General features: G+C 62.8%; 19 protein-coding genes. 7 read left to right on the top strand and 12 right to left on the bottom strand.

Annotated features, from left to right (window positions below; all coding sequences use genetic code 11):
* Positions 1–29: 29 nt before the first annotated feature.
* The 7 genes from HB777_21605 to HB777_21575 are packed head-to-tail and all read right to left on the bottom strand — an operon-like array spanning position 30 to position 7,256.
* The gene (locus HB777_21605; protein QND66255.1) at positions 30–815 is read right to left on the bottom strand and encodes an ABC transporter ATP-binding protein; all 786 of its coding nucleotides are present in this window, start codon (positions 813–815) and stop codon (positions 30–32) included.
* 25 nt (positions 816–840) lie between these two features.
* On the bottom strand, positions 841–2,088 hold the full coding sequence (locus tag HB777_21600; protein QND66254.1) for an ABC transporter substrate-binding protein: 1,248 nt from the start codon (positions 2,086–2,088) through the stop codon (positions 841–843).
* 52 nt (positions 2,089–2,140) lie between these two features.
* Positions 2,141–3,166: a branched-chain amino acid ABC transporter permease gene (locus HB777_21595; protein QND66253.1), complete on the bottom strand. Its 1,026-nt coding sequence runs from the start codon at positions 3,164–3,166 to the stop codon at positions 2,141–2,143.
* Positions 3,163–4,206, bottom strand: a complete 1,044-nt coding sequence (locus tag HB777_21590) for a branched-chain amino acid ABC transporter permease (protein QND68858.1) — start codon at positions 4,204–4,206, stop codon at positions 3,163–3,165. The genes HB777_21595 and HB777_21590 overlap by 4 nt, the downstream gene beginning before the upstream one ends.
* A gap of 2 nt (positions 4,207–4,208) precedes the next feature.
* Positions 4,209–5,549 (bottom strand): amidohydrolase family protein, encoded by a 1,341-nt coding sequence (locus tag HB777_21585; GenBank protein ID QND66252.1) that lies wholly within the window; start codon positions 5,547–5,549, stop codon positions 4,209–4,211.
* Positions 5,550–5,601: 52 nt separating this feature from the next.
* Positions 5,602–6,381 (bottom strand): alpha/beta fold hydrolase, encoded by a 780-nt coding sequence (locus tag HB777_21580; GenBank protein QND66251.1) that lies wholly within the window; start codon positions 6,379–6,381, stop codon positions 5,602–5,604.
* The gene (locus tag HB777_21575; GenBank protein ID QND66250.1) at positions 6,378–7,256 is read right to left on the bottom strand and encodes a fumarylacetoacetate hydrolase family protein; all 879 of its coding nucleotides are present in this window, start codon (positions 7,254–7,256) and stop codon (positions 6,378–6,380) included. The genes HB777_21580 and HB777_21575 overlap by 4 nt, the downstream gene beginning before the upstream one ends.
* A 207-nt stretch (positions 7,257–7,463) precedes the next feature.
* On the opposite strand from HB777_21575, the gene HB777_21570 reads away from it, so the two are divergent.
* Positions 7,464–8,135, top strand: a complete 672-nt coding sequence (locus HB777_21570) for a FadR family transcriptional regulator (protein QND68857.1) — start codon at positions 7,464–7,466, stop codon at positions 8,133–8,135.
* 201 nt (positions 8,136–8,336) lie between these two features.
* Here HB777_21570 and HB777_21565 read toward each other — a convergent pair whose 3' ends face one another.
* The 5 genes from HB777_21565 to HB777_21545 form a co-directional block, all read right to left on the bottom strand.
* Positions 8,337–9,134: an N-acyl homoserine lactonase family protein gene (locus HB777_21565; protein ID QND68856.1), complete on the bottom strand. Its 798-nt coding sequence runs from the start codon at positions 9,132–9,134 to the stop codon at positions 8,337–8,339.
* A complete protein-coding gene (locus HB777_21560) occupies positions 9,134–10,057 on the bottom strand; it encodes an NAD(P)-dependent oxidoreductase (protein ID QND66249.1) in 924 nt (307 codons plus the stop codon). The genes HB777_21565 and HB777_21560 overlap by 1 nt, the downstream gene beginning before the upstream one ends.
* A gap of 69 nt (positions 10,058–10,126) precedes the next feature.
* A complete protein-coding gene (locus HB777_21555) occupies positions 10,127–12,082 on the bottom strand; it encodes a 4Fe-4S dicluster domain-containing protein (protein ID QND66248.1) in 1,956 nt (651 codons plus the stop codon).
* A gap of 1 nt (position 12,083) precedes the next feature.
* The gene (locus HB777_21550; protein QND66247.1) at positions 12,084–13,052 is read right to left on the bottom strand and encodes an electron transfer flavoprotein subunit alpha/FixB family protein; all 969 of its coding nucleotides are present in this window, start codon (positions 13,050–13,052) and stop codon (positions 12,084–12,086) included.
* A gap of 3 nt (positions 13,053–13,055) precedes the next feature.
* Positions 13,056–13,820: an electron transfer flavoprotein subunit beta/FixA family protein gene (locus tag HB777_21545; GenBank protein ID QND66246.1), complete on the bottom strand. Its 765-nt coding sequence runs from the start codon at positions 13,818–13,820 to the stop codon at positions 13,056–13,058.
* Positions 13,821–14,135: 315 nt separating this feature from the next.
* Between HB777_21545 and HB777_21540 the strand changes: the two genes are divergently transcribed.
* The 6 genes from HB777_21540 (at position 14,136) to HB777_21515 (ending at position 21,001) form a co-directional block, all read left to right on the top strand.
* The gene (locus HB777_21540; protein QND66245.1) at positions 14,136–15,347 is read left to right on the top strand and encodes a substrate-binding domain-containing protein; all 1,212 of its coding nucleotides are present in this window, start codon (positions 14,136–14,138) and stop codon (positions 15,345–15,347) included.
* Between the two features lie 75 nt (positions 15,348–15,422).
* Positions 15,423–16,964: a sugar ABC transporter ATP-binding protein gene (locus HB777_21535; GenBank protein QND66244.1), complete on the top strand. Its 1,542-nt coding sequence runs from the start codon at positions 15,423–15,425 to the stop codon at positions 16,962–16,964.
* Positions 16,961–17,911: an ABC transporter permease gene (locus tag HB777_21530; GenBank protein ID QND66243.1), complete on the top strand. Its 951-nt coding sequence runs from the start codon at positions 16,961–16,963 to the stop codon at positions 17,909–17,911. Before HB777_21535 ends, HB777_21530 begins: the two co-directional genes overlap by 4 nt.
* A 2-nt stretch (positions 17,912–17,913) precedes the next feature.
* A complete protein-coding gene (locus HB777_21525; GenBank protein ID QND66242.1) occupies positions 17,914–18,882 on the top strand; it encodes an ABC transporter permease in 969 nt (322 codons plus the stop codon).
* Between the two features lie 36 nt (positions 18,883–18,918).
* A complete protein-coding gene (locus tag HB777_21520) occupies positions 18,919–20,592 on the top strand; it encodes a GMC family oxidoreductase (GenBank protein ID QND66241.1) in 1,674 nt (557 codons plus the stop codon).
* Position 20,593: 1 nt separating this feature from the next.
* A complete protein-coding gene (locus HB777_21515) occupies positions 20,594–21,001 on the top strand; it encodes a hypothetical protein (protein ID QND66240.1) in 408 nt (135 codons plus the stop codon).
* Positions 21,002–21,019 lie beyond the last annotated feature (18 nt).

The raw sequence follows: 21,019 nt of genomic DNA, 5'->3' as shown, positions 1-21,019 counted from the left end.
CAGAATTTTCGCGGGAAGACGTTGGGCGCTCAGCCATGCTTGCCCCCGAGATAGATTTCCTGGACCTCGGGATCGGCCTCGATCTCTTGCGGCGTGCCTTCCTTGAACAGGCGGCCATTGTGCATCATCGAGACATATTCCGAGACACGCAGCGCGACATCGAGATCATGCTCGATGATGATGTAGCCGATGTGCTTCGGCAATGCGTTGAGGATGGCGACAAGGTCGCGGCGTTCGGTCGGCGAAAGCCCGGCCGCCGGCTCGTCGAACAGGATGAAGCGCGGCGCTCCAGCCAATGCGAGTGCGATTTCCAGTTGGCGTTGCTGGCCGTGGCTCAGCGTCGCCACCAGCGTGTCGCGATACGCTTCGAGATGCACGGCGTTGAGGATCGATTCCGCCTGCACCATGTTGACGTCTGATGTGGCCGGACGCAGCAGCGAAAACCGGCGGCGCGAGACGCCGCGACAAGCAAGAAAGATGGAATCGAGGACCGACAGACCCTTGAACAATTGCGAAATCTGATAGGTGCGCCGCAGCCCGCGCCGGATGCGTTCATGCGGCGGCAGGTCGGTGATGTCCTCGCCGAAGAAGCGGATGCGTCCTGCCGTCGGCAGGAAATCGCCGGTCACGGCGTTGAACAGCGTCGTCTTGCCGGCGCCATTGGAGCCGAGGACCGCGCGGCGTTCACCGGCCGCGATCCTCATATTGATGCCCGAGAGCGCTACCAGTGCCCCGAAATGCCGTGCCACGCCATCGAGTTCCAGCGCATAGGCGCCGGAACTCTGGAGACGGTTTGCTGCGAAGCTTTCGGTCACTGGCGGCTACACTCGATATCAGGTGTTACGGGCAGCTCGGATTGTCGCGGTTGACCGCGCCGAGCTTCATGAACTCGTCTTCGGGAATGCCGAGTGTCTGGTTGACCTGCGGCACCACCTTGACCAGCTTGTTCATGAGATTGCCGTCGGCGCCTTCGGTGACCTCGGTCAGGAAGATGTCGGCGATCGCATTGCGGTTCTTGTCGAGCGACACCTTGCCGGTCGGCGTGTCGAAGGACAGCTTCGACAGCGCATCGCGCAGCTTCTTGCCGCCGTCGGAGACATCGCCACCGACCTGGTCGAGACCGAGCAGCGTCGCCTTCATGTCGACATAGTAGCCATGCGCGAAGAGCGAGGGCGAGGGAAAGGCGCCCGGCTGCTTTTTGTAGGCCTCGACAAACGTCTTCCATGCCGGCGCGTCATTGGTGTCCGCGGTCGGCCCGGCCGACGGCGTGCCTTTCAGCACATCGCGCAGCTTGCCCTTCGAGGTCAGCACCGTCTGGTCGACGGTGATCGAGCCGCCGATCAACGGTGCGGAGCCGCCACCCTGCTGGTACTGGGTCAGGAAGTTGACGGCGTCAGCTCCGCCGAGCGCGACGTAGATCGCGTCGACATCCTCGGGAATGGCCGCGATGACCGAAGAAAAGTCCTTGTTGCCGATCGGTACCCAGGACTTCGACGGCACATGTCCGCCGGCCTTGCAGAACTCGGCCATGAAGCCGAACACCTGCGTGTAGGGGAAGGAATAATCCTCGGCGACGGTGGCGACCTTCTTGTAGCCCTTGTCGTTGAAGGCATAGGTGCCGAGGCCGGCCATCCATTGCGCGCCATCGGTCGAGAAGCGGAAGAAGTTTTCCGCCGGATCGCGCAACGTGGTGTCCTGCGCGGCCGAGGTGCCGTTGATGAAGGTCACGTTCGGCTGCGTCTTGGCGTAGTCCTTCACGGCGATGCCTTCATCGCCCGAAAGCGGGCCGACCAGCACCTTGACGCCGTCCTGCTCGACCAGCTTGCGCGCCGCGCGCACGGCGCTGTCGGGCGAGGCATCGGACGAGCCCTTGACGATCTTGACCTTCTTGCCGGCGACGGTGCCGTTCATCTCGGCAACCGCCGTCATCGCGCCGCGTTCGCCGTCCTCGCCGAGCACCGTGAACGGCCCCTCGAAGGTGGCGAGCAGGCCGATCTTGATGGTGTCGTCGGCAGCCAGCGCCATCGAAGGCGCGGTCAGCCCGGTGAACACCGCCAGGGCCAGCAATGTGCGTCTATGCATCCTCATGATTTTCCTCCCGTTGATTTCATTTTGCAGTGGTTCATTCCGCCCCGGTTGCCTATTGGCCGGGACGCAAGGACTCCTGGGCAAGATGTGGCTTGATCCTCCCCCACAACCCAAGAATTCCATCAGGTGAGACGAAGACGATCACCAGGAACACCATACCGATCAGCGTGTTGAAACGCTCGGCGCCGACGATATCGATGGCGAAGGTCTGCATCAGGACGACGACGACCGCGCCGAGGAATGGCCCGATCGGATGGCGAAGGCCGCCGATGACGGCAATGATCAGCACGTCGATCGCGGCATCGACGCCGATGGTGCCGGGCGAGACGCGGCCGTTGAACCAGACCAGCAGCACGCCTGCCAGCCCGGCGATGACCCCGGCCAGCAGCCAGGCGAAGACCTTGTGCGCGGTGACGTGATAGCCGAGCGCGCGCATGCGGCGCGGGTTGTCGCGGATCGCCTGCAAGGTCATGCCGAAGGTCGAGCGCGAGCCGTAGAGTACGGCTGCGTAGGACAACACCGCCAGACCGAGGCAAAGGTAGTAGAAAGGCCGGGCGTCACGCCAGCCGATGCCCCAGAATGCCGGAGCGCGAATGCCGGCATAGCCGGAATGGCCATTGAAGATGGCGTAGTTCTGCTGTGCGAAATAATAGGTCGCGGTGGCGATCGCCAGTGTGATCATGATTGTGTAGATGCCCTCGGTGCGCACCGAGATCCAGCCGATCAGCGCCGAGGCCAGTGCCGCCGCAAGAACGGCGAACGGCACGGCGAGCCACCACGGCCAGCCGAAACCCAGTATATTCGAATTGTTGTTGCCGAGGATGGCGATGGCATAGGCTGATATGCCGGCGACCGTGATCTGCGCCAGGCTGACCATGCCGCCATAGCCGGCGAGCAGCATCAATGACAGACCCAACATGCCGAAGATCAAGGAATAGCCGCCGATCTGCGTCAGGAAGAAATCCGAGGCCACGAGCGGATAGAGCACCAACGCGACGGCCAGGATGATGTGACCGGCCCCCAGCCTCTCCAGCCAGTTCTGCTGCGGCGTCAAATTGGTGGTAATGGCAAGGCTCATCGGGCCTTCCCCATGATGCCTTGTGGCCGCACCGCCAGCGTCACCACCATGATGACGAAGGTCAGCACGATGCCGTAGGTCGGGAAGTAGACGAGGCCAATCTGCTCGGCGAGGCCGATCAGCAGCGCGCCGATGGCGGCACCCGTGATCGAACCCATGCCGCCGACGATGACCACGACCAGCGAGGCCAGGAGATAACGGACATCCTCGCCTGGAGCGACGGACAGCGCCGAACCGCCGACGACACCGGCGAAGCCGGCAAGGCCGGCGCCGACCGCAAAGACGATGGCGAACACCGCATGCACGTTGACGCCGGAAGCCTGCAGCATGGCGCGGTCGTCGACGCCGGCGCGGATCATCATGCCGACGCGTGTCTTGTGCAGCATCAGCCACAGGCCGACGCCGATGATGATCGCCGCCGCCAACACGACGACGCGGTAGAGCGGATAGGTGAGGAAGACCGATACACCGTTTGAGCGCACTGCGGTGATGATTGGCAAGGTCAAGGCGCCGTCGAGCCATTCCGGCGTGGTGATCTGGTAGGTGCCGCCGGCCCACACCGCCAGCATCAGGTCGGCGGCGACGATCGAGATGCCGATGCTGACCAGCGTCTGGCGCAGGTCGTCGCCTTCGAGGCGGCGGAATACGAAAACCTGCATGACGACGCCGACGATCGCCAGCACGGCGAAGCCGGCGGCGACACCGAGCAGCCAGTAGCCGGTGCGGTTGGTGACCTCGTAGCCGATATAGGCGCCGAGCAGATAGAGCGAGCCATGCGCCAGATTGACGTTGCGCATCAGGCCGAAGATCAGGGTGAAGCCGCTGGCGACGAGGAAGTACAGGCCGGCCAGCGTGATGCCGTTGAGGATGGCGCTGACGAAGGCCTTCTTCGAGATCAGGATCGCGTTCAGCCAATCCGGCCAGACGGCGAAGACCAGCCACGCCATGACAGCGGCGGCAAGCAGGCCGACGAGGCCCCAGGCCTGCCCGCGTGTCGTGCCGCCACCCGAGAGCGATGACGAGGATGGCTGGTCGAGCAGGCTCATGCAGTCAGCCGCCGGCGCTGCTCGTTCATGCGCGGCGCCTTGTGGAACTTGCCGTCCTTCATGATGGCGAGGATGCGGTTCTTGTCCTGCAGGATGCGCACGTCGGAAATCGGATCGCCGTCGATCAGCAGGAGGTCGGCGAGGTAACCTTCCTTGATCATGCCGAGCTCGTCGCCCATGTTCATGATCTGGCCGCCATATTTGGTGCCGGCCTGGATGGCCTCCATCGGCGAGAAGCCGAGCATCTCGACGAAGGTCTGGATGTCCTTGGCGTTGGTGCCTTGCGGCGTCCACGCAAAGCCGTAGTCGCCGCCGATGCAGACGCGGATGCCGCGCCTGTGCATCTTCTTCATCGTCTCGATGCACATTTCGAGCTCGCGCTCATATTCGAGCGAAAGCGGCGAGCCGGGCTTGATGCCCCATTGCTCGGCGTGGCGCGCGGTGTTGATCAGCCAGGCGATGCCGGGCGCGACGAAATGCTTGTCCTTGACCGCCTCAAGCATGTCGAGTGCTTCTTCGTCGGCGAAGGACGCGTGGTAGATGTTCTGGATGCCGTGGCGAACGCACTGCTTGACCGAGCCGGACGAGCGCGCATGCGCCGACAGCACCTTGTTGCGGCAGCGCGCCTCGGAAGCCGCCATGGCGACCTCCTCTTCCGACATCGGCGTTTCCTCGGCGCCCATGCCGGTGATGCTCTCGCCGGACAAATTGAGCTTGATGGAATCGACGCCGTACTTGATCAGCTGGCGCACGGTGCGGCGGATTTCCTCGGGGCCGGAGACGACGATGCCGAGATTGAGGCCTTCATGGGGGATATGGGAGGGCGAGGAATCGCCAAGCCCGCCGACCGTGGTGATTTCCGGCCCCGCCGCAAGATAGCGCGGCCCCGGGAAGCGGCCCTGGTTGATGAATTTTTTCGCGACGACGTCGAGACGCGGCTTGGCGGCGGCAGCACCACGGCCGGCGGTGAAGCCGGCGTCGAGCACCAGCTTGGCCATCTCCATGGTGACCAGCATGTGTTCTTCGATTTCCATCATCTGGATGGGGTCGATACCGGGGGCGTTGTTCCAGGACAGATGCAGATGCGCGTCGATCATGCCTGGCATCAGCGTCGCGCCCATGCCGTCGATGGTCGTGACACCCCCTGTTACGCCACCGCTGTAGGCGGAGGACGAAGACGAGCCGAAGCGCGAGGAGCCCTTGGTGATCTGCTTGATGCGGTTGCCCTGCACCAGCACCTCACCGGTGTACGGATATTCACCGGTCGCGTCGAGCACGCGCACATTGGTGAACAGTGTGCTGCTCGAACCGTTGCCGTTCCAGCTGTCGTCTGCCATCACAAGCCTCCCAACCTGCCGAGCGCGTAGTTCTACGCCCGATCTGAAATCCTCACCTATCAACCCGTCTCAAAAAATCGGCGAGCTTCTGGCTGCTCTCGCGCGGGCTTTCCACCGTGGCCCAGTGCCCGCACCGATCCAGTGAGGAGAATACGGCGCCCTTGATCCTGTCGGCAAGCGCCTGGCCGACACCCGCCGGATTGACCGTGTCGGCATCGCCGGTGACGAGCAATGTCGGCGCCGAGATCCGCCGCGCATCGACCGAGGTCGCCTTGGCCAGCGCCTCGCAGGTGCGGGCATAGGATTCCGGGTCCTGGCGGGTGATCGATTCCCGCACGAAGGCGACGGCGGCTGGCGAAGTCTCCCTGGTGTGCGCCGAGATCGCGTTGGCGACGATCTGGTCGGCGATATCGGCAATGCCGCCCGAGCGCGCCAGCCGTGCCCGGTTGGCGAGGCCTTGTCTCGTCGCCTCGGCCGGTTCCGCCAGCGCGCCAAACAGCGTCAGCGAGGTGACCTGCGCGGGCTGCGTTGCCGCAATCTGCTGACAGACGATGGTGCCCATCGAATGACCGACGAAATGCGCGGATGCGACCCCCATGCCGACCATGGCGCGGATGACTGCCTCACTCATCCCTTCGATGGTGAGCTGCTCGATCGGGCGCGGCGAGCGGCCGGAGCCCGGCAGGTCGAGCCGGATGACGCGATAGCCGGACAGTGCTGCCATCTGCGGCTGGAACATGTTCGACGTGCCGCCGAGACCGTGGATCATCACCACGGCCGTGCCTTCGCCGACAACCTCCGCGACGACTTGGCCAACCGTCACGGTCGTCATTGCACGTGCTCCGCAAAGCGGTTTTCCAGCGTGCCGATGCCGTCGATCTCGATGCGCACGACGTCACCGGCCTTGAGATATTTCGGCGGATCAAAGCCGATGCCGACGCCGACCGGCGTGCCGGTTGCGATGATGTCTCCGGGCTTCAGCGTGATGCCTTGCGACAGCGTCGCGATGATGGTCGGGATGTCGAAGATGAGCAGCGAAATCCGGGAATCCTGGCGCAGGTCCTCATTGACGAAGCAGCGGATGCCGGCGGTGGCCAGGTCGAGTTCATCCCTGGTCACCGCCCATGGCCCCATCGGACAGAACGTGTCCTGCGACTTGCCGATCAGCCACTGGCTGTATTTGCCTTGCAGGTCGCGGGCGGTGACGTCGTTGACGATCGTGTAGCCCCAGACATGGTCGAGTGCGTTTTCCCTGGAGATGCCGCGCCCGCCCTTGCCGATGATGACGGCGAGTTCCGCCTCGTAGTCAATGGCCGTCGAGACGGAGGAATCGATCAGCACATTGGCATGGTTGGCGACCACCGATTCCGGCACTTTTGAAAAGATGATCGGATGTTTCGGGATCGCCCCGGCGCCGGCGCTGGAATCGAAACCGCTGCGGGCGAACTCATGCGCATGCTCGTGATAGTTCTTGCCGACGCAGAAGATGTTGCGGCGCGGTTGCGGGATCGGCGCTTCGATCTCGACCTGCGCCAACGGGATAGGCGACAGGGTGCGCGGCACGCCGGCGCCATTGCGTTCGATCAAGGCCAGGATGCCGCTCCTCGCCTGTTCGACGGTGAAATCGAAGGGCGCGACGGTTTGGGCATCAAGATCGACAAGGCCTACGCGACGTTCGCCGGCGATCGAAAAAGTCGCGACCCGCATTCGATTCCTCCCTGAACCTTTTTTGAACCAAAACTGGCTCTTTCGCTACACGCTACCGCCGATTGGTTCATGCTGCAAGAGGGTTCGGATTCACAATTCAACAAAATTTGGGCATATCGCACTTGCATTTCGTCTGGACACTGGACCGAATGGCAATCGCTTGATAAGATTGGTTCAACATTGGATCAGATAAAAGACTCTCAACGAATGCCGAAGCTCGTCGCCAACGACATTGCCACAATGCTGAAGAAGCGGATTTCCTCCGGCGAATGGCTCGAGGACGGCCGCATGCCGCCCGAGCGCGACCTCGCAGCCGAATTCGGCGTCGCGCGCAACACCGTGCGCCGTGCCGTCGGCTTCCTGGAGGACGACGGAACGGTCGTGCGGCATGTCGGGCGCGGCACCTTTCTGACGGCGACCAACCCGACATCGATCGCATCGATGGTCGCACGGATGGAAGGCACCAGCCCCGCCGACATGATGGAGATCAGGCAGCTACTCGAACCAGCAGCGGCTGCCTTTGCCGCGACCAATGCCAGCGCAACCGAACTGAATGCCGTTCGCGAAGCACACCAGACCGCATGCGATGCCATGGAGATGCCCGAGTTCGAGCATTGGGATGCCGAATTCCATCACCGGGTGTTTGCCTGCTGCCGCAATGACTTCCTGAAAGAGATCCACAATCTCATGCGTGCCATTCGCAACCAGTCACCCTGGTTTGAAATGAAGAGGCGCTCATTTTCGGAAGAGCGACGTCAGGTGTATTGCCGGGAACATCAGGCGATCTTGGAAGCGTTGTTCCACCGTGATCCGGAGGGCGCGAAGACGGCGATGCTTGGTCACCTCAAGACGGTCGAGAAGAACTTGCTGGGTAGGTGATCTGCGCGGCGCGGCTGCGCCTCATAGCGGAGGTCGTTCAACCTCCCGTATCAGTTTTCGGGCACCGGTCATCGCTCTGACTTCTGCGCCCAAAGTTGCGCCTTGGGCCCAAATGTCGATGCGTTCGTGGCTAGTTCGTTTCCTTCGAGTCATCGTCGTCATCTGAAAGCCACCAAGCACGCAGTCCTTCAGAACCCGCGCTCAGGGCAAAGGATGAGCAAGACTTACGATGTCTTCGACGTCCTGGTGGGTGCGCGCGAAGCGCTTGAGAACCAGCGGGTCATGGCCTGGCACGATGTGAGCCGGGGAACTGGCGAGTTGTTTCATACGCTCGACCCCGAAGATGACATCGCTAAGCCGATCGAAGACGGGAAACGGCTTCTGGCGTTCCATATTGGCGTAGAAATGGGCTGCGTCGGACGCGATCACGACCGCGCCGTTGCCGGTTTCCACCCGCACCACCTGCAATCCGCGTGAGTGGCCGCCAACCTTGTGGAGCGTGATGCCGGGCGCGATCTGCGACTCGGGGTCGTGGAAGCAAACCTTTCCGGCAAAGACGCGCCGCACCATGGTGGTGACGTCTTCGGCCTCGAAGGGATGGCGCATGGCATGGTGGCACATGCAGCGGCCGGTCGCGAACTCCATCTCCGCATCCTGCAGATGAAAGGTCGCGTTCGGGAACAGGTGATGGTTTCCGCAATGGTCGTAATGCATGTGCGAGATGATGACGTCGCTGACATCGGCGTGGTTGATGCCGATTGCCGCCAGGCCGTCATCGACTGGCCTGACGACACTGCGTCCGCGCTTGTCGCCGGTCGGTTTGTCGAAACCGGTGTCGACGATGAAGGTGCGTTTCTGCCCAACGATCGCCCAGACGAAGTAGTCGAGCGGCATCGCAACATCATGCGTGTCGCCGCCGAGGAAATTCTCACCCGAGCGGCGTTCGAAATGGCCGTAGCGAACGGCATGGACTTCATAACGTTCGGAATCACCCATGATCAACTCGCTTTGGCGACATCTGGGGTCTGGGCTGAACCGACCTCCACATGCGCCCATGTCTCAACCGTCTTGACCATACAGGTAAAATCGGATTCCGGCCCGTAGAGCTGGTTCGTCACGCTCAGCAACTGGCGCACGGCACTGCCCACCACCATTGGCACGCCCATCGCCTCCGCCTCATCCACGCACAACCGTACATCCTTGAAGGACAGGCCTGTCGCGAAACCGAAATCGAAGGTGCGCGGCAGGACGGATTTTGGGAACTTGTCCTCGGTGGCGCTGTTGCGGCCGCTCGAGGCGTTGATGACGTCGATCATCACCTTGGGATCGAGGCCCGCCTTGACGCCCATCACGACCGCTTCGGAGGATATCGCAAGTGCTGCCGCTGCAAGCAGGTTGTTGGCAAGCTTCATGGTTTGGGCGGAGCCCTGAACCTCGCCCATGAAGAATATCCGGCCGAAATTCTCGATCACCGGCCTTGCCGTTTCGAAGGCAGCCTTCGGCCCCGACACCATGACGGCGAGCGTGCCGTTGCGCGCGCCCTTCAAGCCTCCGCTGACGGGCGCGTCGATCATGGCGATGTTCCTGGCTGAAAGGCCTTCGGCAACCTTGGCGGCCATTCGCGGACCCGTCGTCGAGATGTCGACGAAGATGCGAACCGCCTTGCCCTCGGCGATGCCGCCTTCGCCGAGCACGACCTTTTCCAGGATCTGCGGGCTGGGCAGGCTGGCAAAGACGATCTCCGCAACATCGGCAACATCGCGCGCACCGGCGGCGGCTTTCGCGCCCGCGTCGGTCAACTCCGCAACGGCTTTGCTGTCGACGTCGTAGACAGTCACTTCGTAGCCGGCCTTGATGAGACGGGTCGCCATCGGCGTGCCCATTTTTCCGATGCCAACAAAGCCGATTTTCAGGGTCGACATGATCGCTCTCTCCTTCGTCGGGGCCTATTGCCCATGGTGCTTGGTCTCGATCTCCTGGATCGCATTCCGTCAGCTCGTTTCCACTGGGGGCATTTCGAGCGCCTGGCGTGTGCGCGGCACCAGAAGTTCCGCTATGTCCACGGCCTTCAACCTGTCGGCCACGCCGAGCGCATCGATCGCGGCGGTGTACATCACCTTGTCCTTCGGGCAGGCGACGACGAAATAAGCGACGTCGCCCAGGCCCAGCGCTTCACGGATGCGGTTCTCGCTCGGTCGCTCGGTCACGCCGTCGTCGCCTTGCCAGATGCGGCCGCCACCGGCGCCGCAGCAAAAGGAATTCTCGCGGCAGCGCGGCATGTCATGAAGCGTATAGCCGGCGGCGCGGATCAGCTCGCGCGGGGCGTCGAAGCCGCCATTGTAGCGTCCAAGATAGCAGGGATCGTGATAGGTGACCCTGGCGCCGTCGGCGACATGCAGGTCGAGTTTTCCCACCGTGATAAGTTCCGCCAGCAGCGCCGTATAGTGCAGCACCTCGAACGCCGCGCCGAAATGCTGATAGTCGTTCTTCAGCGCATTGAGACTATGCGGATCGGTGGTCATGATCCGGTTAAAGCTGCACGCCTTGATCTCATCGATGTTGGACTGAGCGAGCGTCTCGAACAGACCTTCTTCGCCAGCACGCCGCACATCATTGCCGCTGTTGCGCTCGGCATCGAAGAGGATGCCGAAGTCGACACCGGCCGCGGTCAGCAGTTCGGCAACCTTGCGGGTGATTTCCTGAACGCGCGGATCGTAGGACGCGTAGTCTCCGACGAACCACAGGACGTCGACGGGTTCCTCGCGCGCGTCCTTGACCGGAAAGCCGAGCTCCCTCGTCCAGCGGGCCCGCATCTTGGAAGGCTTGCCCATGGAATTGCCGAGACGGGTCAGGTTCGACAGCGCCTCCTGGAGGCCGGGGCTGACACGGCCTTCGTCGACCAGATGGCGGCGCATGTCGATGATCTTGGGCAGATGCTCGATCTCGACCGGGCATGCTTCCATGCAGGCACGGCAGGTGGTGCAGGCCCACAGCGTCTCCTCGGAAATCACGCCGCCGACCAGCGGGGCCGCCGATGACCCCGCGGCAAGCGCATCGCGCATGTCGGTGATCAGCAATTTCGGGCTGAGCGGCAGACCGGCCGCATAGGCTGGACAGACCGCCTGGCAACGGCCGCATTCGGTGCAGGACAGAAGGTCGAGCTGCTGTTTCCAGTCGAACTGTCCCAGGCTGTCGATGCCTGGAGCCTCACGCGCTTCGGGGACCGCGGGCGCCAGGCCACGCGGTTCCAGGCTGCGGAAGTAGATGTTGGGCGCGGCAAGGAACATGTGCCGGTGCTTCGAACCGGGAATATAGACAAGGAACGCCAGAATGGAGCCGATGTGAACCCAGTAGAACAGCTCTTCGCCCGCATATGCCGACATGCCGGCACGATCGAGCAGTCCCGCCAGCGCCGATGCGACCGGCCGCCACGAGCCATCGGCGCCACCGGCTATGCGCGCCGCCGCCTCAAGCAGCAGGGACGCCACGATCAGAACGATCAGCACATAGATGATTGCCGCATCACTGCCGCTCGAGCCGTCGAAACGGGCAGGCCGCAGCACGTAGCGCTGATAGAGTGCAAGTCCGACGCCGACCAGCATCAGCACCGAAAAGATATCCTGCAGAGCGGCAATCCAGGTTTCGCCACCGATGGGCGCAAGTGAGAACCCGGGAAACAGCCGCGAGCCGAAGGCATCGATCGTGGCGGTGAACAGCACGAAGAACGAAATGAAGATGATTGCGTGGAGCACGCCGGAAAGCGGCTTGCGGAGCATTTTCCGGTGCATGCCGATGGCGACCATCACGCCCTGGAGACGCAGCATCGGGCGGTCGAAGCGGGCCGCTGCCGGTGCATTGGCAAGAGCAACCGCGTAACGGTGCGAGCGCCAGGCCGTCAACGCGAGTGCTGTGATGACCAGGATCCAGAGTGGCAGGGTCGATGCCATCTCAACGGCCAGAGCCGGCCCGCAGCCTGTCGCTCAAATTGGCGACGAGATCGAACAGGTCACAGGTCGCGCCGTAATGCGCGACATTGAAGATGGGGGCCTTCGGATCGGTGTTGACGGCAATGATGAGGTCGGCCTGCGACATGCCCTCGAGATGTTCGGGCGCACCGGACACGCCGAGCGCCAGATAGAGTTTCGGCTTCACCTTCTGGCCGGATTTGCCGACCTGGCGCAGCTTGGGCAGCCAGCCATTGTCGACCACAGGACGGCTGCCGGCGATCTCCGCCCCCAGCATCGTCGCCAGATTGCGGGCAAGGTCGATGCTTGCCTCGTCGCCGATGCCGCGGCCCACGCATACGATCCTCTCGGCTGTCGTCAGATCGACGTCGGCATAGTCCGGCACGTCGATGGCCACCATCTTCACCTTGCCGCTGGTCAGCGCGGGGTCGGCATCGATCGTCTGCACGCTCACGGCGGTGATCGCGCCTGGCGGTGCCTCCGCGAAGGCCCCCGGGTTGATCATCAGAATGGCGGGCAGCTGCACTTCGCATTCGGCGAGTATCTTGCCGCCATACATCTGCGCGACGATCGTCAGGCTTTCACCATGCCGCTTGATTTCATTGACATAGGAGACGAGTGGCCAGCCGGTTCGCGCCGCGATGTCGGCTGCCACATCCAGTCCGTTTGCCGAATAGGGAACCAGGACCAGGCCGGGGCTCTCGGCGGTGATGACATCGCGCAGAAGCAACGCATAGGTCTCGGCGGGAATGACATCTGATTTTGTGGCGCGGGCCACGATCAGGCGATCGGCGGCTCCGAAGGAAGCGGACGCGCCTTCCGTGTCACGACCGGCGAAAAAGGCGACGACCTCGTCGCCGGCCTGGGCGAGCGAACGCGCCGCGGCGATCATTTCGAGGGAGAAGGCTTCGATCTTGCTGGAGTGGCCTTCGGTACAGGCAATCAATTTCATGACTTAGTTCCTCGCCAGGCCCTTGGCTGCCAGGATGCTGACCAGCCGATCCGCGACTGTCTCGGCATTGCCGCCGAGGTTCTCGCCGGAGCCGCCCTGGACTGGCAGTCGCAGTGTGATGATCTCGGCGGAACGCTCGAAGCCTGACGATTCGGGCGTGGCGCGGCCGATGGGCGTCTTGGATGCTTCGCGAAGCTTGCTGCCGGAAACATAGCGTGGCGCCTTCGACGCTGTCTGAACGCCCAGCACCGCCGGCGTGGCCAACTCATAGGTGACGGCAACACCCGCGCCGCGCTCTTGCGTGACCCGAAGTACGGCGCCGTTCGCAACGATACGGTTGGTTCCCGACACATGCGGCCAGTCGAGCAGCGCGCCGACATAGGGCGCGAGCTGGCCAAAGACATCCTCGCTCGATTGAACGCCGCACAGAACCAGGTCGGCCGACTTTGCTCGCGCCATTGCCGCGATGGAGGCGGCGATCTCACGTGAGGAGATCATGGCGTCCTCCTCGGACTGAAGCGCCACGACTTCGTCGGCGCCGCGCGCGGCAGCCATCTGCAGGACACGGTTGGCGCCTTCACCAACGGCCACCGCCGTCACCTTCGCGCCGCCGGCTTCCTTGAGCAGGATTGCTTCCTCGAGGGCATGATCGTCGAAATCGTTGAGCTGGAAATCCAGCCATTCCCTATCGATGCTGCGCCCGTCCTCGGCGAGCTGCAGCTCGCCCGCGGAATCCGGGATCATGCGCAAGACAACAAGAATATTCACGGCCTCTCCTCCGACGGAACGCACCTCAAGCGCCCGGCACCGGCTGCTAGATAAGTCGTATTCTTCGCCGCCCCCAATGGCGAAAAAGGTAATAGCAGCTATTACAAGACGGCAGATTGACGATCGTGGGTAATCGACTGCTAATTTGCGTCAAATCGCTTTCAATCGAATTTTCCTGAATTGGAGGTTGTCAGGAAAATAGTCGTGCGATTTGCCCGGGATATAAACATCTATTGTTTGTTTATACTGTCTCGTGTGCGCGAATATCTGAGGAGAATTTTAGGCGCTCTGTCGAGCGTTCAGGAGGAGGAACCAATGTCAATAAAGAGCATACTAGACCACAAGATCTCGCGTAAGAGCTTCATCCGCGGCATGCCGGCCGTGGCGGCAGCCATGGCCGCTGCACCGGCCATCCAACTTGCCCAGACCAGCGCAGCCGTTGCTTCAGAGCCGGAAACGAAGCCCGGCTACTATGGCGCGCCGCGCACCTGGATGTGGAACCCCAATGCCAACACCATGGTCGACACCTCGAAATGGAAGAAGGCGGGTCCGTATACAATCGGGTTCTCCAATGCTTCGATTTCCAATGCCTGGCGTGTCGCCTTCCAGCATGGCGTCCTCTGGTCCGCCGGCCAGCATCGCGACGAGATCGCCCATCTTCTCGTCACCGACGCCAATGACGACCCTTCCAAGCAGATCGCGGACATCCAGGATCTGATCAGCCAGGGCGTCGACATCCTGCTCATCGCGGCCTCGACCGAGGACGCGCTCGATCCCGTCGTCGGCCGCGCAACCGAACAAGGCATTCCCGTTGTCATGGTCGATCGCAAGGTGAAGACGCCGGCCAACTACATCACCTACGTCACGGCATCCGACTGGGCACTGGGCCGTCTCGAGGCGCAGTGGTTGTGCGAGACGCTGGGCGGCAAGGGCAACATCGTGATGCTGCCCGGCATCGCCGGGTCGAGCGTCGCTGAAATCCGCATCAAGGCGAACGAGGAAGTGTTCTCGAAATTTCCCGACATCAAGGTGCTGGAGAAGCAGTATTGCGACTGGAACCCGGCAACCGGCAAGTCGGTGATGGCCGCGCTGATCCAGAAGCACGGCAAGGCCATCAACGGCGTCCTGGCCGACAGTGCGCTTCAGGGCTATGGCGCGATCGAAGCGTTTCTTGACGCCGGCTACAAGGACGGCGAATTTCCACCGATGACCGGCGGCGACGTTGCCCGGATGTATCAGCTGGCCAACCAGCACAACATCAAGATGGTCGGCATCGACTATCCGACGTCGATGGGCATCACCGGCATCGAGACCGCGCTCGACGTGCTCAAGGGCATCTCGGTCCCGGACAAGGTGGAGGTGAGCTTCCAGGTCGTCACCTCGCCGGGTGCGGATACGATCTCGGTCAAGGGCGACAGGCATCTGCTCGACCATGTCAGCATGAGCGATCCGGGCGATCTGTCGCCAAGCAACGGGCTGCCCGCCGGCTACAATCCGAGCACGTTCAATCCCGACTATCCGAAGTAAGCTTCCCAAGCGACCCGGTGTGCGCCCATCCTGGGCGCGCACCGGACGTGCATTGAACAGTTCGAGCACCGGGATATGTCAGCGTCTGTTATTGAACTCAGCCAGATCGAGAAGGACTATCCTGGAGTCAAACCCCTGGACAAGGTCGATTTCGCCGTGCAGCCGGGCGAGATTCACGCCCTTCTCGGCGAAAATGGCGCAGGCAAGTCGACGCTGATCCGCGTCATGGGCGGCGTGACCAAACCGAATTCCGGGACCATGACCTATCTCGGCAAGCCGGTTTCCTGGCAGTCGCCGAAGGAAGCACGCGCTGCCGGCATCCACGTGATCCATCAAGAGCTTGCGCTCTTTCCCGAGCTTTCCGTTGCCGAGAACATTCTGGTCGATACGCAGCCCCGCGGCATGTTTGGTCTCATTTCGAACCGCGCCCGCCACGTCCGCGCCGCTGAAATCCTCGCACAACTCGGCGTCGATATTCCAACCCACGCCAAGATCGATGAATTGCCGCTTGCCGATCAGCAAATGGTCGAAATCGCGAAAGCCCTGGTCGGCAGGGTGCGGCTTCTCATCCTGGACGAACCGACAGCGGTCATCGCTGGCCGCGAGGTCGATCTCTTGTTCGAGAACATGCGCAGGCTGCGCAACGAAGGCGTCGGCATCGTCTACGTCTCCCATCGGCTCGAGGAGATCTTCGAGATCGCCGACACGGTGACGATCCTCAAGGATGGCCAGCTCGTCGGCACGAGCCCGGTAAGCGCGCTCACGCGTGAAGAGATGATTACCCGCATGGTTGGTCGCCGGCTCAGCCAGATCTATCCGCCGCGGCGTACGGCGCCGGCGGGCGGCCCGGATGTGCTCACCGTCCGCAATCTCAAGGCTGGTCCTCGCGTCCGCGACGTCAGCCTCAACGTCAAGGTTGGCGAAATCGTCGGCGTGGCCGGCATGGTTGGTTCGGGGCGCACTGAGGTCGCCGAGGCTATCTTCGGCACGCGTGCCGTCGAGAGCGGGGTGATCGAATTCGATGGCAAGCCATTCGAGACAAAGCTTCCGAAGGGTTCGATCGGCCATGGGCTCGGTTTCCTGACCGAGAGCCGCAAGGACGACGGCCTGTTTCTCGGCCTGCCGATTTCCGCCAATATCGTGGCGCCCGATCTGGACGGCATAACGAAACATGGCCTGATCGACCGGAAGCAGGAACGTGCTGTGGCGATGCAGCAGATCCAGGACTTTTCGGTTGCGACGCCGTCGCCTGACGCGAAGATCGGCAATCTCTCCGGCGGAAACCAGCAGAAGGTGCTGTTCAGCCGCTGGTCGCGGATCGCCAGCAGGCTGCTTATCCTCGACGAACCGACGCGCGGGGTTGATATCGGAGCCAAGGTGGAGATTTACCGTATCGTGCGCCGGTTGGCGGATTCTGGCGTCGGCGTGCTGATGATCAGTTCAGAACTGCCCGAAATCGTCGGTCTCTCCGACAGGGTCTTCGTCATGGCGCAAGGCTACGTCGTCGGCGAAATCAAAGGCGATGCACTCGGCGAGGAGGCGATCATGGATCTCGCCGTGCGATCTGTCCGGCACCGCGAGGCGAAAATGGATCAGCGTGCGGAGCCGGTCGGATGAGCGCGATCACGGTGGATCTTCGCCGCAACCGGTTGATGCTCTCCTATCTGATCGTGGCAGTGCTGCTGGTTGTGCTTGCCGTCGCCGGCGGCTTGTTGTCCGATCGGTTCCTCACTTGGCGCAACATCGGCAATCTGTTCCAGCAGCTCATCGTGCTGGGCATGGTCAGCCTGGGCCAGACGTTCGTCGTGCTGATGGGCGGCATCGATCTGGCGATCGGTTCGCTGGTCGGTGCGCTCACCGTCTTTCTGGCGAACTTCCTCGAATGGCGCCCTGATCTGGTCTGGCTTGCACTGCCGCTGGCCTTGGTCGCCGCGACCGCTGTCGGCGCGCTCAACGGCTTGCTGACGGTCGTGCTGCGCGTCCATCCCCTGATCGTCACGCTCGGCATGTCTTCGATCGTCTTCGGCGCAACGCTGATGTATCGTAAGGAGCCCGGCGGCTCCGTGCCGCGCGCCTTCGCGGATATTGCCTATGCAAAGGTCGGCGGCATTCCGTTCAGCGCCATCGTGCTCGTCGTGATTTTCGCGTTCGCCGGGCTTTGGCTGCAGCGCACGCGCACGGGCCGCAGCATCTACTTCGTTGGCGGCGATCGGGAAGCGGCGCGGCTGAATGGGTTGCCGGTCGATCGTATCGTGGTGCTTGCCTACGCGCTGTCGGGCCTGTGCGCCGGTATCGCGGCGATTTTCCTGACCGCGCGCACCGGCGTTGGCGACCCGCGCATCGGCGCCGCGCTGACGCTGCAATCGGTGACGCCAGTCGTGGTCGGAGGCACTATTCTGGCCGGCGGAAGAGGTGGCGTGCTTGGTACCTTCCTCGGCGTGCTGCTCGTCACCATGCTCAACAGCCTGCTCAACTTCGTCAATGTCTCATCCTACTACCAGTGGGTCATCCAGGGTCTCATCATCATCATCGCGGTCGGCATCCACACCACGAGGCGGAGATAACGATGGCGCCTCTCGATACCCCGATGCCGCGATCGCAAAGCATGTCCATGGCGTCTGTCTTCGAGCGCTACGGGCTGCTGGTCTTCCTGGTCGCGCTGATGACCGTTGCGGCTCTCGCTTCACCGACCTTTCTGCGGCCGGCCAATCTGGTCAATGTGCTGACGATCGCGGCACCGCTCGGCATGGTCGTCGTCGGCCAGACCTTTGTCATCTTGGTGCGCGGATTGGACCTGTCCGTGGCCTCGCTGATGGCGACGGTGGCCGTGCTGGCGACCGCTTTCAAAGCCACGACCAATGAGGCGATTCCGATGATCTTCATCGCCGCGATCGCCCTGTCGGCCGTGGTGGGCCTGGTGAATGGCTGGCTCGTCGCCAAGCGCAATGTCAGCCCGTTTCTCGCAACACTGGCGATGATGATCATCCTGCAGGGCATTCGTTTCGCCTATACTGGCGGGGCGCCGATCAGCACCTTGCCGCCGGGCATGGGCTTTCTGGCCTCCGGCCGGATTTTTGGCGTGCCCGTCAATCTGATCACCCTGGCATTTCTGGCCATCGCGTTCGGCATCGTGCTGCACCGGTCACGCTTCGGCCGTGAGATATTCATGGTCGGAAGCAATCCGAAGGCGGCGTTCCTCAACGGTGTCGCGCCCGATCGCGTGGTCATCCTCTGCTACGTCATCTGCTCGGTCTGCGCGGGAATAGGCGGACTGTTCCTGCTCGGCTATGTCGGCACCGTTTCGAACTGGGTCGGCCAAGGCTACGAACTGGACTCCATCGTTGCCGCCGTGATGGGCGGGGTCGCGCTTACCGGTGGGCGCGGCAACATCTTTGCGGCGCTGCTTGGCGTGGCCGTTCTGGTGGTGATCAACAATCTCGTGCTGCTGCTCGGATTTCCGATCGAGATGCAGCTCATCATCAAGGGTGTCATCATCATCGGCGCGGCGGCGTTTTATCGGACGCGCCTCGCCTGACCCGATGCTGCCGTTGGACCCCAAGGGAGGAAGAGAATGACCGTTGAAGTTCTGGCGGATCGCGGTGCACGGGCAAGGCGCGACGAGGAAGTGGATGTCGTGATCGTCGGGGCCGGTCCATCCGGCTCGGTCGCCGCACTTCATCTGGCGCGCGCCGGCATTTCCGTCGTCGTGCTCGAGCAGGGCGAATGGCCGGACTATGCCGACTATACCGGCGCGCGTCCGGAGCACGAGCTTGTCAGCACCAAGCTCTGGCATCCCAATCCCAACGTTCGCGACAATCCCAACGACTATCCCGTCGATACGTCGACGACGGACATCAACCCGCTGATGTTTGCCGGCGTCGGTGGCAGCGCGACGCTCTACGGCGCGCAGTGGATGCATTTCCTGCCGTCCGACTTCCGTGTGCGATCGATGGATGGCGTGGCCGAGGATTGGCCGTTCACATATGAGGACCTGCTGCCTTACCAACTCGAGATCGAACGCGAGGTAGGCGTCTCCGGTCTCGCTGGCGATCCGGCCTATCCGCCGCGCGGGGCCTATCCCTTTCCGGCGCTGCCGATGGGCTCCGTTGGTCAGCGCGGTGCGCTGGGCATGGAGAAGATGGGCTGGCACTGGTGGCCCGGCAGCAACGCCATTCCGTCGGAGAAGTTCGGCGAACTCAATCCATGCGTACGGCGTGGAACCTGTCTTACCGGCTGTCCGGAGGGCGCGAAATCCACGACCGACCGGTCGCATTGGCCGCTGGCCCTGAAAGCCGGCGCGCGGCTCGTCACCCGTGCTCGCGTGAAGGAAATCGAGACCAACGAGCAGGGGCTGGCGACCGGTGTCGTCTATGTCGACGCGAACGGGCGCGACCGGCGCCAGCGCGCCAAGGTGGTCATCCTGTGCGCCAACGGCGTCGGCACGCCCCGGCTGCTGCTGATGTCGGGAGGGTCCAGAACTCCAGACGGCCTCGCCAACTCGTCCGGCATGGTCGGCAAGCGGCTGATGATGCATCCCTTCGCAAGCGTCCTTGCCTCCTACCAGGATCCGCTCGATTCCTGGCGCGGCCCCTTCGGCCAGCAGGTCTATTCGCTGGAGTTCTACGAGACCGACGAAAGTCGCGGCTTTGTACGCGGATCGAAATGGAACTGCATGCCGTCGGGCGGACCGGTCGGCGTATCCGGCGCGACCGGGTCCAAGGTCTATGTCGCCGAAAGCGGCCGGTTCCAGGATTTCTGGGGCGCCAACCTGCATGAAAATGTAGCCCGCCGCTTCGGCCACTCGCTGATCTGGGGCATCGTCGGGGAAGATCTTCCGGAGGAAAGCAATCAGGTGGTGCTGTCGAAGGATCTGGTCGATTCCGATGGCCTGCCGGCGCCGCAGATCGTCTACAAGGTCAACGAGAACTCCAACCGGCTGCTCAAGTTCAACATCGACCGCTGCCTGGAATCGGTGCGCGCCGCCGGCGCCATCGAGACGCTGGTTTCGACACCGGTGCGTGAATCGGGCTGGCATCTCATCGGCACCACCGTCATGGGCGACGACCCCAAGCGCTCGGTCGTCGATCAATGGGGCGCCTGCCACGACGTGCCGAACCTCTACGTCATGGATGCCTCGACCTTCCCGACCTCGGGCGCCACCAACCCGACGGCGACCATCATGGCCGTGGCGCTGCGCAACACGCGCCGCATGATCGCCGAGCGCCGCAACCAGAAGGTGGCCTGACATGCCGAACGAGAGCGCCTTCCTTGCACTCGCGGACTTCCTGATCCCCGCGCACGGCAAGATGCCGAAGTTCAGCGACGTCTGCGGCTACGCCGATGTCGAGAAGTCCCTGGATTTTCGTGTTGATCTGAAGCCGGGCTTTGCGCGCGGCATCGCGGTCGATCCGGCCACCGGCGCCGAAGCTCGGCTGGAAAGCCTCAACAAGGAGGATGGCGAAGCCTTCTCGGCGATCACAACGATTGCCATCGCCACCTACTATATGAGCCCGCGCGTGCGCGAGCTGATCGGCTATCCCGGCCAGGAGAACGTCCCCTACGATTCCAAGGCGACGCAGATCTACCTGACCGACGGCTCGCTCGGCCAGGTGGTCGCGCGCGGCCGCAAATATCGGCCGACACCCGGCCTTTGATCTCCCAATCAACTGGAA

Origin of the sequence: Mesorhizobium loti, assembly GCA_014189435.1 — a bacterium.
GTDB classification, from domain to species: domain Bacteria; phylum Pseudomonadota; class Alphaproteobacteria; order Rhizobiales; family Rhizobiaceae; genus Mesorhizobium; species Mesorhizobium loti_G.
This window is presented reverse-complemented; position numbering and strand designations above follow the sequence as displayed.